Annotated in this window: 13 protein-coding genes; 10 read left to right on the top strand and 3 right to left on the bottom strand. The window is 74.9% G+C overall.

All coding sequences use genetic code 11. The features are described 5' to 3' along the window. The first annotated feature begins 4 nt into the window (after window positions 1-4). Window positions 5-190, top strand: a complete 186-nt coding sequence (locus ACFVN3_RS10210; RefSeq protein WP_378232704.1) for a hypothetical protein — start codon at window positions 5-7, stop codon at window positions 188-190. A 47-nt stretch (window positions 191-237) separates the two neighbouring features. On the opposite strand, the gene ACFVN3_RS10205 is transcribed toward ACFVN3_RS10210, so the two are convergent. Next, window positions 238-783, bottom strand: coding sequence for a low molecular weight phosphatase family protein (locus ACFVN3_RS10205; protein WP_378232702.1), 546 nt, complete (start codon window positions 781-783; stop codon window positions 238-240). A gap of 243 nt (window positions 784-1026) precedes the next feature. On the opposite strand from ACFVN3_RS10205, the gene ACFVN3_RS10200 reads away from it, so the two are divergent. The 9 genes from ACFVN3_RS10200 to ACFVN3_RS10160 all read left to right on the top strand — a co-directional run bounded on the left by ACFVN3_RS10200 (window position 1027) and on the right by ACFVN3_RS10160 (window position 11503). Then, window positions 1027-2787 (top strand): DUF4012 domain-containing protein, encoded by a 1761-nt coding sequence (locus tag ACFVN3_RS10200; protein ID WP_378232701.1) that lies wholly within the window; start codon window positions 1027-1029, stop codon window positions 2785-2787. A gap of 91 nt (window positions 2788-2878) precedes the next feature. Beyond that, the gene (locus ACFVN3_RS10195; RefSeq protein WP_378232700.1) at window positions 2879-3436 is read left to right on the top strand and encodes a peptidase; all 558 of its coding nucleotides are present in this window, start codon (window positions 2879-2881) and stop codon (window positions 3434-3436) included. Between the two features lie 184 nt (window positions 3437-3620). Next, entirely contained in the window at window positions 3621-5144 is a 1524-nt protein-coding gene (locus ACFVN3_RS10190) for a sugar transferase (RefSeq protein ID WP_378232699.1), read from the top strand. Next, window positions 5128-6258, top strand: coding sequence for a glycosyltransferase (locus ACFVN3_RS10185; protein WP_378232698.1), 1131 nt, complete (start codon window positions 5128-5130; stop codon window positions 6256-6258). Before ACFVN3_RS10190 ends, ACFVN3_RS10185 begins: the two co-directional genes overlap by 17 nt. Further along, the gene (locus tag ACFVN3_RS10180; protein WP_378232697.1) at window positions 6255-7358 is read left to right on the top strand and encodes a glycosyltransferase family 4 protein; all 1104 of its coding nucleotides are present in this window, start codon (window positions 6255-6257) and stop codon (window positions 7356-7358) included. The genes ACFVN3_RS10185 and ACFVN3_RS10180 overlap by 4 nt, the downstream gene beginning before the upstream one ends. Beyond that, on the top strand, window positions 7355-8296 hold the full coding sequence (locus ACFVN3_RS10175) for a polysaccharide pyruvyl transferase family protein (protein WP_378232696.1): 942 nt from the start codon (window positions 7355-7357) through the stop codon (window positions 8294-8296). The genes ACFVN3_RS10180 and ACFVN3_RS10175 overlap by 4 nt, the downstream gene beginning before the upstream one ends. Then, window positions 8293-8637: a hypothetical protein gene (locus ACFVN3_RS10170; RefSeq protein WP_378232695.1), complete on the top strand. Its 345-nt coding sequence runs from the start codon at window positions 8293-8295 to the stop codon at window positions 8635-8637. Before ACFVN3_RS10175 ends, ACFVN3_RS10170 begins: the two co-directional genes overlap by 4 nt. Further along, window positions 8634-9860, top strand: a complete 1227-nt coding sequence (locus ACFVN3_RS10165; protein WP_378232694.1) for a hypothetical protein — start codon at window positions 8634-8636, stop codon at window positions 9858-9860. The genes ACFVN3_RS10170 and ACFVN3_RS10165 overlap by 4 nt, the downstream gene beginning before the upstream one ends. A gap of 335 nt (window positions 9861-10195) precedes the next feature. After that, a complete protein-coding gene (locus tag ACFVN3_RS10160; protein WP_378232693.1) occupies window positions 10196-11503 on the top strand; it encodes an O-antigen ligase family protein in 1308 nt (435 codons plus the stop codon). Here ACFVN3_RS10160 and ACFVN3_RS10155 read toward each other — a convergent pair. Continuing rightward, window positions 11469-12602 (bottom strand): glycosyltransferase, encoded by a 1134-nt coding sequence (locus ACFVN3_RS10155; RefSeq protein ID WP_378232692.1) that lies wholly within the window; start codon window positions 12600-12602, stop codon window positions 11469-11471. The two genes, ACFVN3_RS10160 and ACFVN3_RS10155, sit on opposite strands and share 35 nt — an antisense overlap. A gap of 1 nt (window position 12603) precedes the next feature. Continuing rightward, window positions 12604-13170 carry an acetyltransferase gene (locus tag ACFVN3_RS10150; protein ID WP_378232691.1) on the bottom strand — a complete coding sequence of 189 codons (567 nt, stop codon included), beginning with the start codon at window positions 13168-13170 and terminating at the stop codon, window positions 12604-12606. Window positions 13171-13207 lie beyond the last annotated feature (37 nt).

Below are 13207 nucleotides of genomic sequence, written 5' to 3'. Positions count from 1 at the left end.
TCGCATGTTCTGGGTGACGCTCGGCTGGGTGCTGGTCGTCCTCGGTGCAGCGACCGCGATCGTCCCCGTGCAGCGTGCTCGCCGGCGCGGGACGACGGGTGCCGAGGGTCTCGCCATCGGGTGCGGCGGGGGCCTCGCGCTCTGGGGAGCGGTCGTGGTGATCGTCGGCGCGGTGCTCGAGCGACCGTGACGGCAGCCGGTCCTCCTCCTTGTGCAGGGGGCAGGGAGGCGGACCGGTCACCGCCGCAGGGCGGCGACGAGCCGCTCGGCGTCGACCTCGATGCGGTCGAGCACCCTGCGGAAGACGTCGTCCGCCCGCCCGTAGGGGTCCTCGACGTCCGGCGCGTCGCGGTCCAGGTCGAGGCTCGCGCGGGCGCGCGGTGCGGCAGCGACGACCTCGGCGAGCCGCACGGCGTCCTCGGACCGGGCCGCGCCAGGTCCGAGCCGCTCCGCGATCGGCACGAGCTCGGTGAAGAGGAACGACCGCCGGAGCGCCGAGGGCGCGAGCTCGAGGACCGCGGCACGATGCCCTCGCGTCATCGCGAGGACGACGTCCGCAGACGTCACCAGGTCCTCGGTGAGCGGGCGGGCGACGAAGCCCGACCCGTCGAGACCGCGCTCCGCCAGGAGGCGGGCCATGCCCGGTGCGACGGGCGCACCCACCACGGCACCCGTCCCGGCGCTCGAGACGACGACCGAGTCGTCCAGCGCCGAGCCCAGCACGAGCTCTGCCGCGGGCGAACGACAGATGTTCCCGGTGCAGACGACGAGGACCGACAGCACGCTCCAACCTCCTTGCGACCGTGGGTCTGGGTAATGTAGCGCGAGCGGCGGCCCGCACCGGAGCCGTCGCACCGGGGGCGAGTCGCAGGGGGCGGCATGGTGCACGACGGATGGGGTCCACGCTGGTCAGGGGGAGCGACGCTGGTCGCGCCGCCCGAACGAAGCGGGCCGGGCCACGATGGTCCCGGGGCGCGGACGCCGCGCCGACGAGGAACGTCGCGACGCCTGCGCAGACGCCTCGCCGTGGCCACCGGTGTCGTTCTCGTCGCGGTGCTGGCGTGGTCCGCCTGGCTGGTCACGGACGTCCTGCGGGCGCGCGCCGCGCTCGAGGAGGTGGCCGCGACCCTGCCCGAGCTCCAGGAGCAGGTGCGAACGGGTCAGGACGCCGGTGCAGCGATCGAGGACGTCCGACGCGCCGCGGGCGTCGCGGCGTCCGCGACGCACGGACCGCAGTGGACGGTCGCCCACGCGCTGCCGTTCGTCGGGGACGACGCACGCACCCTCGGCGAGGTCACCGGCGCGGTGGAGCGGGTCGCCCAGGACGCCCTGCCCCGCCTCGCCGACGCGGTCGCCGTCGCGTCACCGTCGGCCCTCGCGCCGTCGGGAGGAACGGTCGACTTGGAGCCGCTCAGCGGCGCGCGAGACGACGTCGTCGCGGCCGACCGGGCCGTGACCGCGTCGTTCGAGACCGTCGCGGCGATCGACACGTCGACGCTGGTCGAGCCCCTGGCGTCCGCGGTGGACGACCTGCGCGAGCAGCTCGGCGGCGTCGCGTCCCAGACGGCCACGGCCGCGCGTGCGGTCCAGCTCGTCCCGCCGATGCTCGGCGCCGCGGGCGCGCGCGACTACCTCGTGCTGGTCCAGAACAACGCCGAGCCGCGCGCGACCGGCGGGATCGCCGGGTCGGTGCTCCATCTGCGGGCCGACTCGGGAGCGGTCGAGCTCGTCGACGTCCGCCCGGGCAGCGCGCTCGGTCCGTTCCCGGAGAGCGTGGTCGACCTGAGCGGCCCCGAGGCCGCGCTGTTCGGCGACGACCTCGGCAGGTACATGCTCAACGTGACGTCGACCCCCGACTTCCCGCGCGCTGCACGCGTGGCGCGCGAGGCCTGGCTGCGAGAGACCGGCCAGGAGGTCGACGGGGTCGTCGCGGTCGACCCCGTCGCCCTCGCGAGCGTGCTCGGCGCGGTCGGGCCGGTCGAGGTCGCGACGCCGGACGGCGCGACGCTCCGGCTCACGGCGGACGACGCGGCGGGCTACCTGCTCAACGGCGTCTACGTCGACCACGCAGACCCCGCGGAGCAGGACGCGGTGCTCGCGCTGGTCGCCCGGCAGGTGCTCGGCAGGCTGACCGAGGGGTCCGCCGACGCGGCGCCCCTCGTCGCGGCGCTGGCCGGATCGGCGCAGGACGGTCGACTGCTCGTGTGGTCCGCGCAGGCCGCGGAGCAGGAGCTCCTCGCCGGGACGGTCCTCTCCGGCGAGCTCGTGGGCCGTCGCGCCGGCCCGGCGGGCGGCCCCTCGTCGCCCGTCGTCGGCGTCTACCTCAACGCGACGACCGCGTCCAAGAGCGGCTACTACCTCGACTCGAGCGTGGCCCTCGGTGACGCGACCTGCCGGCCCGACGGCTCGCAGGCCTTCACCCTGCGGGTCACGCTCGCCTCCACGCTCACCGAGGTCGAGGCGGCACGGCTGCCCGAGTACGTGCTCGGCGTGGGAGGTGACGGCACGATCCGGACCAACCTGCTCGTCTACGCGCCGGAGGGCGGCGGGATCCGTGGCGCGTCCTCGGGGGACGCGGGGCACGGGCTCTTCGCCCAGGTGCACGACGGGCTCGTCGTCGGAGCGCGGTCCGTCGCGCTCGCGCCGGGGGAGTCGGTGACGTACGAGTACGAGGTCGTGAGCGGCAAGAACCAGCGCGGGAGTGTTTCCGTGAGGAAAACTCCTGGTGCCAGGGACGAGACGACCGCGCTCCCGGCTATCGGGTGCGGCGCAGGTGTGTTCTCCTGAGGGAGCACGGCGGGGGCACGTGCGAAGGACGGGGTCGACGACGCCGTCCGCACCGCCCCCGCACGAGTCCACGAACGCAGGGGGCCTTGACATGAAGCTTCGACGCGCAGCGACCACGCTGCTCCTCGCCGCGGCGCTCGCCGCGGCACCGGCCGTGGCGACCGCCTACGAGGCGGACGAGTACGAGGTCGGCGTCTCCACGACCACGCCCGTCGTCGGCGAGACGTTCACCGTGACGGTCGGCGGCCCGGCGGGCAACCCGACGATCACGCTGACGATCTCGTCGCCCGACGTCCCGGACGGTGCCATCTCGATCGCCGGGACCAAGGCGCTGACCAAGAACACCACTGACGGCTTCGCGTCGTTCTCGGTGACGCTCTCCGAGCCGGGGACGTACTCGCTCGTCGCGACCGACGCGAACGGCACGGTGCTCTCCAGCCAGCAGATCGTCGCCGTCCCCGCCTCCGACAGCGCGGGCTCGGGGGCCGACTCGGCCGACGGCGCCGGTGACGGGAGCTCGGGCGGGCTCGCCGAGACCGGGTCCGACGACGTGATGCTGCTCGGTGGTGCGGCGCTGCTCGTCGCGGGCGGCGCGGCGGTCGTCCTGGTCGCGCGCAACCGGCGCCGGTCCGCGGGGACCAAGGGCTGAGGGCTGCCCGCCCTCGGGCGGGACCTTCGCCCACCGGTCGCCACGCGACCGACCGTCGCCGCGACGATGACGTCCGGTCCGCGACGGTGAGACCCGGCAGGCCGCCCGACGGCGGCGCGCGCGGCCCTTGGAGCCGCGCCGTCGTCCGCGGGCGACCGCCACCACGGACGTCGCAGGGGGCACCATGACGTTGGAGAAGGATCAGGAGATCGACGCCGTCGACGTCGGCGGCAGGGGACGGCAGGCCGACGCGCCGTCGTTCGACACCGGTCAGCTCGTCCGCATCGCGCTCGGCGCCTACCGGCGGCCGGGCTGGAAGACGCGGCTCGCGCGGCGCGTCGCCGCCGTCGACGCGCTGGCCGTGGGCGCCGCGGTCGCGACGGCGTACCTCGTCCGGTTCGACGGGATCGACGGGACCGTGCTGGACCTCCAGTACGGCGCCATCTCGGTCGCGCTGCTCACGGTCTGGTGGTGCGCGCTGCGGGCGGCGTTCTCGCGCGACAGCCGCAGCCTGGGTTCGGGTGCGCCCGAGTACGCACGCGTCGTCAACACGACGGTCGCCGTGTTCGGCGTGGTCGCGATCGCCGCCTACCTCGTCCGGTACGACCTGGCCCGGGGATACGTCGCGATCGCACTGCCCGTCGGGCTCGTCCTGCTCCTGGTGGGCCGCTGGGCCGTCCGGCGACGGCTGGTCCGCCTGCGGCGGCGTGGCCGTTGCCGTTCCCGGACGATCGTCGTCGGCGGGCGCGACGGAGCCGCCCACCTCGTCGGGCGGCTGCGCGAGGCGGCGGACAGCGGCTACCAGGTCGTGGGTGCGTGCGTGCCCGGGGGTGCCGTCGAGCCGCACGAGACGGTGGCGGGCGTCCCGGTCGTCGGCGAGGTGGGGGACACCGCCCGCCTCGTCGAGCCGCTGCGGGCCGACACCGTGATGGTCACCGGGTCCGACCTCGTGACGCCCCGGACCGTCAAGCGGCTCGCGTGGGACCTCGAGCCCTGGGGGGCCGACCTCGTCCTCGCGCCCGCGCTGACCGACGTCGCGGGTCCGCGCATCCGGACCAGGCCCGTCGCCGGGCTACCGCTCCTGCACGTCGAGGCGCCCGGGTACTCGGGCCCGCAGCACGTGCTGAAGCGCGCGTTCGACGTGGTCGGCGCGCTCGGGCTGCTCGTCCTCTTCTCGGTCCCGCTCCTCGTGACGGCGCTCGCGGTGCGCCTGACGAGCCGCGGTCCGGTCCTGTTCGCGCAGGAGCGCGTGGGGCTGCGTGGCGAGCCGTTCACGGTCCTCAAGTTCCGCTCGATGGTCGTCGACGCGGAGTCACGGCTCGAGGACGTCCTCGGCGCGGGCAACGTGGGCGTGTTCTACAAGCCCCGGCAGGATCCGCGGGTGACCCGCGTGGGTGCGTTCATCCGTCGCTACTCGATCGACGAGCTCCCGCAGCTCCTCAACGTGCTCGGCGGCTCCATGAGCCTCGTCGGGCCGCGCCCGCAGGTCGCGCTCGAGGTCGACCAGTACGACGACGAGATCGGCCGGCGGCTGCTCGTCAAGCCCGGCCTGACGGGACTGTGGCAGGTCTCCGGCCGCAACAACCTCACCCTCGAGGAGAGCGTGCGGCTCGACCTCTACTACGTCGAGAACTGGACCGTGACCGGGGACCTCCTCATCCTGCTGCGGACGCTGCGAGCGGTGGTGGGGCGTGACGGTGCGTACTAGGCCGAGGGTCGCGATCACCCAGCCCTACGTCCCGGCCTACCGGGAGCGTCTGTTCGGCCTGGTCGTGGAGGCGCTCGGCGAGCACGGGATCGACGCGCACGTCTTCTACGGGGGCGACCCCGAGCAGATGCGGCGCCGGCGCGGTCGAGGCGACATGGTCGAGGCGCCCTGGGCCACCGAGGTGCCGGTACGCGTGGTGCGCGTGGGGCCAGGGGGACGGCACCTGGTCCGTCGCGCGGTCCCGCGGGAGTGGCGCGACGCGGTGCTCGTCACGGAGATGCAGGCGGGCAACCTCGACGCGCTGGTGGCGGCGCTGCGGGGGAGACCGTTCGTGACGTGGGGCCACGGCGCCTCCTACACCGCGGACGAGGTGACCGTCGCAGGGCGCTGGGAGGCCTGGCTGAACCGCCGCGCGCGGCACGTCCTGACGTACACCGAGGCAGGGCGTCGTCACGTCCTGGCGACCGCACGGATCCCGGCGGACCGCGTCACGTCGTTCGGCAACAGCACCGACACGCGCACGCTGCGGCGAGAGCGTGCCGCCCTCGGCGAGGGTGACCTGGCCGCCTACCGCGACGCCGTCGGGCTGCCGCGGGACGCCCGCGCCGCGCTCCTGCTGGGGGCGCTCAACGAGCACAAGCTGCCGGACCTCGTCGTCGGTACCGCGCGCGAGGTGCTCCGTCGCGACCCGTGCGCCTGGCTCCTCGTCGCGGGCGACGGACCCGCCCGGCCGGTCTTCGAGGGCCTGGCCGCCGAGACGGGTCGCGTCGCGATGCTGGGGCAGGTCGACGCGCGGGGGACCGCGCGTGCCGCCGCGGTGTCGCGACTGCTCCTGAACCCCGGGCGGGTCGGGCTCGTCGCGGTCGACGCCCTCGCGCTCGGGCTGCCCCTCCTGACCAGCGACGCAGGCCGACACGCTCCGGAGATCGAGTACCTCACCGAGGGTTCCGACCTCTTCACCGTGCCCGGCACGCCGTCCGAGCTCGCCGCCGCGTGGCTGCGTCTCGCCGCGACGGACCGTCCGGCGGGGAGCTCGATCGACGTGCCGTCGACGGAGGCGGCCGCCGAACGGATCGTGCGGTCGGTGCACGAGGTCGTGAAGGAGGCGGCATGAGGGTCGTCCACTACTACGCGCGGTTCCTGGCCCACCCTTCCGGCGTGACCGACTCCGTCGAGAACTGGGTGCGCCAGGCGCGCCGCGCGGGGTACGAGGCGGTGGTGCTGTGCGCGGGCGTGCCGGCACCGCGCGAGGTACCGGCGGACCTGCGGGGGAACGTGCGCACCGTCACCCACGTCGGGCGCGGACGCACGAGCTGGGTGCCGACGGGCCTGGCCCGCGAGGTGCGGCCGGGGGACGTCGTCTACCTGCACGAGGGCTGGGTCGTGAGCAACGTCGTCGCGGCACGCAGCGTCCGGGCGCGCGGCGCTGTCGTGGTGCTCATGCCTCACGGCGTGTACGAGCCCGGCATCACGACGCGCCTGCGCGACGTCGCGGGCGCCCGGCGGGCCATGGAGGCGTCCGTCGTGCGGAGCGTCGACTGGCTCCACGTGTTCTACCCGTCCGAGCGCCGCCTCGCGGACGACGTCGCGCGCGGGCGGACCGCGCCCGCGCTCGTGCTGCCCAACGGCGCGCCGCCGGCCGAGGAGGTCCCTCGCTGGGTCGGCGCGGGCGACTACTTCCTCTGGATGGGCCGCTACGACCCCGACCACAAGGGGATCGACAACCTGCTGCGCCGCTGGTCCGAGCTCCCGTCGCCGCGTCCGCGCCTCGTGCTCGCGGGACCTGACTTCCGGGGCGGGCGCGCGCGGACCGCCCGCCTGGTCCACGAGCTCGGCCTCGACGGATCGGTGGAGCTGCGCGGCAACGCGCGCGGGGAGGAGAAGTGGCTGCTCATCACGGGCTGCCGCGCCTACCTGCACCCCTCGCGCTGGGAGTCGTGCAGCATCACGTTGCTCGAGATGCTCGCCGCCGGGGTCCCGACCGTCGTCTCGTCGACGATCCACGCGGCGGAGCCGCTGCGGTCCGCGGGGGCAGCCGTCGTCGCCGACTTCGCCCGCGCCGCCGGTCTGCTGCGGCCGCTCGACGAGGTCGACGGGAACCGCGCCCTCGGTCGACGCGCCCGGGAGTGGACGGAGGGCTCCGCCACCTGGGAGCGGGTGGGCGCGGAGTACCGCGACTGGCTGAGCAGCCTCGAGGAAGGAGCGGTCCGATGATCGTGGTGGTGGACCCGGGTGCGGCGTCGACGAACGTCGGCGACCGGATCATCTCCGAGGCCGTCGACGCGGAGCTCGTCGCGCCCCTGCGCGAGCGGGGCACCGACGTCGAGCTCGTGCCGATGCACGGTCGGCTCGCCCCGACCCATCGCGCGGCCCTGCGCGACGCCCGGTCGGTGGTCGTGTGCGGCACGAACCTGCTCTCCGACCACATGCGCTTCCGCCGCGCGTGGCACTGGCCCGTCGACGACGTCGACCTGTGCCGGGGGCGGCTGACCTTCCTCGGCGTCGGCTGGTGGCAGTACCAGCGCGCGGGGATCGACCCGGTCTCGGCGGCGTGGCTGCGGTCGCTGGCCGGGGACGTGCCCTGGGCCGTGCGGGACGAGTACTCGCTCGCGAGGCTGCGGCGCGCGCGCGTGCCCGCGGTGCACACGAGCTGCCCGACGCTGTGGGGCGTGGAGAAGCAGACGCTCCCGTCCGACGAGCGGCGCGTCGTGGTGACGTTCACCGACTACAGCCAGGACCCGCTGGCCGACCGGAGACTCGTGCGGGCGCTCGCCGAACGCTTCGACGAGGTGCTCTTCTGGCCGCAGGGCCCCGGCGACCACGAGTACGTCGACGGTCTGCGGGCCGGCACGGGCACGATGCTCGGTCCGCGCCTCGAGGACCTCGACGCGGTGCTCGACGCACCGGGGACGGCGTACGTGGGGCTCCGGCTCCACGGCGGCATCCGGGCGATGCAGCGGGGCGTGCCCACGCTCGTGCTGTCGATCGACAACCGCGCGCGGGAGATCGCGCGGTCGGTCGGCCTGCGAGCGCCCTCGCGCCACGCGGCACGGCTCTACCAGGAGGACCTGCGCTCGGGCGAGGTGGTCCGCATCGACGTCCCGCGGGACGCCGTCGACTCCTGGCGCCGCCGATGGGGGATCGAGCGATGACGCGCGGGCGACCGGAGGCGACGGCCGTGCTCGCCGGGCCGGGTCGGACCGTCGCGGACTCCGACCGCGCAGCCGACTTCGTGCTCGTCACCGACGAGCGGGCGTGGCTCGAGGCGGCCCGAGCCGGACTGGACCCCGTGGCCACGCACCTGCGGTTCAGCGTCACGGACCGCCGATCCGACGCCGCGGCCCGCCTCGGGCGGCTCGTCATGCCCTGGCGCTGGCGCCGGACCATCCTCAACGCGGGCATCGGGGTCGTGTACTGGAGGCGGGGCGCTCCGCTGGCGCCCCGGGTGGGTGCGCTGCTCGCCGGAAGCCGGGTCGTGAGGCTCGACGCATGACGCCTCCTGACGTTCTGCGGCGGTCCCTCGCGGTCCCGGCGGCGGCGCTGGCCCGGCCGCTCGTCCTCTCGCAGGCCGCGGCCAGCGCGGCGGGTGCGGCCGTCGTCCTCCTGGGTGCCTGGCACATGGAGCCGGGCGAGTTCGCGAGCTTCAGCCTGGCCCTCCTCGTGCTGAACGTCGGGACCGGCCTGGTGCGGAGCGGGCTCTTCCAGCCCGCGCTCATCGAGCGCAGGACGGACCCTCACGCCGTCGTCCCGGTCCGCTACGTCGCCGTCGCCGCGGGGACGGTGGCCGTGCTCGTCGCGGTGGTGGACCTCGCCGTGACCGTGCTCGGCGCGGGCGGGGCGACGCTGCTCGGGGTCCTCAGCGTCGCGCCGATCGTCCAGGACTGGCTGCGGTTCCGCTGCATCGGCCAGGGGCGCAACAGGGCTGTCGCTCTCTCGGACGGGATCCGTCTCCTGCTCGTGCCCGCCGTCCTCCTCGTCGTCGGCACGGCGCACCCGCTCGTCGCCTTCTACGCGGTGTGGTGCGCGGGCTACGCGATCGCGGCGGTCCCGCTCGCGCTGGCGGCACGCCGCGTGCCCCACTTCTCGCGGTACTCGGTGTACGGGACGCGGGCGCGCTCCCAGGCGTGGGAGTTCCTCGTCGCCCAGCTCGCCACGACGGTGCCGCTCCTCGTGCTCGGCGCGCTCTCCGTGAGCGCGAGCGTCGGCGCCTTCCGGCTGAGCCAGACGCTCTACGGTCCCGTGAACGTGCTCTTCGCGGCCGTCGCGCTGAACCTGCTCTCGGACGCGGTCGGCGAGACGGACCGGCCCGACGACGCCGCGCTCGTCCGGCGCGCACGGCGCCTCGGCCTGCTGTCCGCGGGCGGGGCGACCGCGCTCGGTGCCGTGCTCGTGCTCGTCGCCGCGACAGGTGCGGTCCACCCGTCCGGCATCGAGCGAGGGGAGCTCGTCGTCGCGCTCGCGGCGGTCGGCTGCTTCGCTGCCTGCGGTGGGCTCGTGGGACCGCACCTCGTCGTCATGAGGATCTTCAAGGCGCAGTCCGTCGTGACGCGCGCACGTGTCGGCATGGTCGCGGTGACCTGGTGCGGGTTCGTCGCCGGATATCTGGCCGGGGGGCCATTTCTGAGCCTCTCGCTGGGGTTCTTCTTCGGAGGCGTCGGCTATGTCGCCTTCTTTCTTCCGGCGGCGGCGCGGACGTATCACGCGGAGGTCGCGTGACGGGAGGAGGCGGTGCAATCCTGGTCGTCGCGGAGCGCGCCTTCTTTCCGACACGGAGCTGGCGCGCGGAGCGCCTTTCCTCTCTGGGCGTCCGAGCGTGCTCGCACACGGATCGGGGCGGAGCGAACAGGCCTCCGCCACGTGTCACCAGAGTCGGGGCGTGCCGCAGGCGCGCCGCCGGCCGAGCGACGGGCCGCCCGTCCGGAGGCGCGGAGACGGGCAGGTGATGATGAGTGCATGACCATCCTGAGGTGATCGAGATGCCGGCAGGGCTCGGACGGCCACGGACGCGACGCCTCGCCCGCCGCCCTGCGGGCCGGAGCCGGGGCCCGGCGGTGAGACCTCGCCGCGACCTCGCGGCCGTCCCCGAGGGGCGTGGAGGGTCGCGCGACCCCGTGCTGGCGCTCTCGCGGGCACTCCTGTACGGCGGTCTCGGCCTCGTGTCGCTCATGGTGCTGCGGGTGGGCGGCGGCATCACGGCAGGAGACGTCGTCCTCCTGGCGAGCCTCGCGCTGTGCCTCGCGGCCGTGGGCCGACCGCCGACGCCGCACCCGTACGGCGCCTGGGCGCTGCCCGCTGCGCTGCTGCTGGTGGTCGGGGGCTGTCTCGCGGCCGCGGGCTCACCCGCGCCGGCAGAGAGCCTCGTGAGCCTCGTGCGCGTGCTCTACGTCGCGCTGGCGCTCCCGTGGCAGCTCGCGGTCCTCCTCGACGACGAGCGACGGCTGCGGCGCGGCCTGCTCTCGTTCGGCGTCGGCGCGGCCCTGTGCGCCCTGGGCGCGCTCGTGCAGTTCGCGCTCGGCCCGGGCGCGATCCCCGGAGGGGTCGTCACGACGGCGGGCCGCTACACGGGGTTCACCGGCCACGTGAGCGACACCGGTGCCATCGCGTCGCTCGCGGTCGTCATCGGTCTGTCCGGGCTGACGCGCGGCCTGGGAAGGCTCCAGCGGCTCCTGCTCGTGGGCGTGGCCGTCTCGGGCATCGTCGGTCTCGTGCTCAGCGGCAGCGTGAGCGGGATGCTGGCGGCCGTCCTCGGTAGCGCCACCCTGCTGCTCCTGCGCGGCATCCCTGTCGGGCGGGTCGCCGTCGCTGCCGTCGTCGCCGGGGCGGCGCTCTGGTTCGCGGGCGGGGTGCTCGGAGAGACGCAAGGTGCGCTGCGGCCGGCGGAACGCGTCAAGCAGGTGCTCGGCCTCTCAGGCGGTGACGCGTCGCTCAACACGTCGGCGTCCCGGTGGGACACCATCGTCCTGGGGTGGCGCGGCTTCCTGCAGGACCCGGTCAGCGGGGCCGGTCTCGACGCCCGGTCCTCGCTCGTGGTCGACACGCTGGGCGTGCACAGCCTGCCGGTCGCGGCGCTCTACCAGGGCGGGATCGTCTTCGCGGCAGGGCTGCTGGGATGTCTCGTGGCGGCGGTGGTGCGCGCCGTGCGGACCGTGCCGCGCACGGGGCTCCAGGCCCGCGTCTATGCGGTGGGTGTCACGGCGCTCGCGTTCAGCGCGACGGCTCCGAGCCTGTACAACCGCTACCTCTGGGTGCCGGTCGCGCTGGTCGCCGCAGCGGTCGCGCTGGGACCGGGGCGCGATGCGGCGGGGGCCTCCAGGGCACCGGGACTCAGCGCGCGTAGGCGTGCTCCAGCGCGTCCGTGACGGCGTCCATCGAGTAGTCCGTCCGGACGAGGTCACGCGCTCGGCGGCCCGCGTCCTGCGCGCGACGGGGGCTGCCGAGGAATCGGGCCATCGCGGCCGTGAGGTCGTCGACGTCCTCGCCCACGACCTCGCCCGCCCCGGCGCGCGAGACCGGTGCCGCGAGCCCGCACGTGCGCGTCACGACGACCGGTACCCCGCACGACATCGCCTCGAGGACGCTCATGGGGAACGGCTCGTCGACGGACGGCAGGACGTAGAGCGACGCGCGCGCGAGCCGGTCGGTCGTCCGCTCGGGCGGCAGCGCCCCCTCCCAGGCGACTCGCGCGCGGACGTCCGCCGGGAGCGCCGCGATCCGCTCGCGCACCGCAGGGCCCTCGCCCTCGTCCGGACCGACGAGCCGGAACCGGGCCTCGGGGAACCGCGGCGCGAGACGGGCGGCGGCGTCGACGAAGGCGAGAGGCCGCTTGCGGGGGTGCAGGCGGGCGAGGAACAGCACCTCGGGGTGGTGGTCGGGCGACGGCCGCTCGCCCTGCCCGCGCACCGGCACGCCGTTGACGAGCCGCTGGACGCTGACCCGCGGGCCGAACAGCGTGCGGAGGCCGGCCTCCTCGACGGGGGTGAGGGCGAAGCTCCTCGACGCGCGCGCCACGACGCGACGTGTGAGGAGCGCGTCGAGAGGCGCCGCGAGCGGGTGTGCCGACGGCATGACCATGCCGTGCGTCTGCGTGACGAAGGGCTTGCCCGACCGACCCCAGGCGACCGCCGCGGGCAGGGTGACGAGGTCGCGGGCCAGATGGACGTGCGCGACGTCGGCGCGCGTTCCGTGGGCCCGGATCCACCGCACCATCGAGGGTGCGGCCAACCCCGCGAACCCCGTACCCGGAGCGGCCCGCACGGCGGGGAACGTCACGACGGGCACGCCGTCCCACGTCGTCGGGAGCTCGTCGAAGCCCGTCGCCGCCGCGACGAGGAGCGCGTCGTGACCTCGCGCGCGCAGCGCCCGGACCTGGTTCGTCGCGACGCGGACGGGACCCCCGTACGCGCCGTCGGGGGTGAGGAGCGTGGCGACATGCAGCACGCGCAGGCGACGGACGGGCATCTCAGAAGCGCGTCCGGTCCGAGAGCGTCCGCCCTTCCCAGACGCCTCCGTCGGGCACGTCGCCGCGGACGACCGACCCGGGCGTGACGAGCGCCGAGCGCCCGAGCCGCGTCCCGCCGAGGACGACGCACCGTGCCGTGACCCACGCCCCGGGGCCGACGTGCACAGGGGCCGTCACGAGGCCCATGTCGCTGCGGTGCCGGTGGCTCCCCGTGGTGAGGAACGTGTCCTGCGAGAGCACGGCGTCGTGCCCGATCCAGACGTGGTCCTGGTTGTGGATCCACACTCCTTCGCCGATCCAGCAGTTTGCCTCGACATGAAGCTTCCATGGGAAGCGGACCCGTGTGCGCGGGCGGAAGACGACGCCGTCGCCGATGTCGGCGCCGAAGGCACGCAGCACGGCGACGCGCAGGCGCGAGCTGACCTGCCAGGGGTTCGACACGAAGAGCAGCTCGGCGGCGCCCCACAGGTAGACGAGAGCGCTCGGGCGTCCCCAGGACTCCTTTTCCCCGGGAGCGTCGGCGAGCGGGACGACGCGGATTTCCCGGTGCATTTCCTGCGATGTCATCTGCCCCCCAGCGAATCGGCCCGAACGTCGTTATCGT

Source organism: Cellulosimicrobium sp. NPDC057862 (genome assembly GCF_042797035.1).
In the GTDB taxonomy this organism is placed as follows: Bacteria; Actinomycetota; Actinomycetes; order Actinomycetales; family Cellulomonadaceae; genus Cellulosimicrobium.
Note: the sequence above shows the minus strand (reverse complement) of the source record. Positions and strands in the feature narration are given on the sequence as shown.

Excerpts from the sequence above, each read along its gene's own strand:
- ACFVN3_RS10195 (WP_378232700.1), top strand. The coding sequence starts at position 2,879 with ATGAAGCTTCGACGCGCAGCGACCACGCTGCTCCTCGCCGCGGCGCTC.
- ACFVN3_RS10210 (WP_378232704.1), top strand. The coding sequence starts at position 5 with ATGTTCTGGGTGACGCTCGGCTGGGTGCTGGTCGTCCTCGGTGCAGCG.
- ACFVN3_RS10155 (WP_378232692.1), bottom strand. The coding sequence starts at position 12,602 with ATGCCCGTCCGTCGCCTGCGCGTGCTGCATGTCGCCACGCTCCTCACC.
- ACFVN3_RS10150 (WP_378232691.1), bottom strand. The coding sequence starts at position 13,170 with ATGACATCGCAGGAAATGCACCGGGAAATCCGCGTCGTCCCGCTCGCC.
- ACFVN3_RS10175 (WP_378232696.1), top strand. The coding sequence starts at position 7,355 with ATGATCGTGGTGGTGGACCCGGGTGCGGCGTCGACGAACGTCGGCGAC.
- ACFVN3_RS10190 (WP_378232699.1), top strand. The coding sequence starts at position 3,621 with ATGACGTTGGAGAAGGATCAGGAGATCGACGCCGTCGACGTCGGCGGC.
- ACFVN3_RS10170 (WP_378232695.1), top strand. The coding sequence starts at position 8,293 with ATGACGCGCGGGCGACCGGAGGCGACGGCCGTGCTCGCCGGGCCGGGT.
- ACFVN3_RS10180 (WP_378232697.1), top strand. The coding sequence starts at position 6,255 with ATGAGGGTCGTCCACTACTACGCGCGGTTCCTGGCCCACCCTTCCGGC.
- ACFVN3_RS10165 (WP_378232694.1), top strand. The coding sequence starts at position 8,634 with ATGACGCCTCCTGACGTTCTGCGGCGGTCCCTCGCGGTCCCGGCGGCG.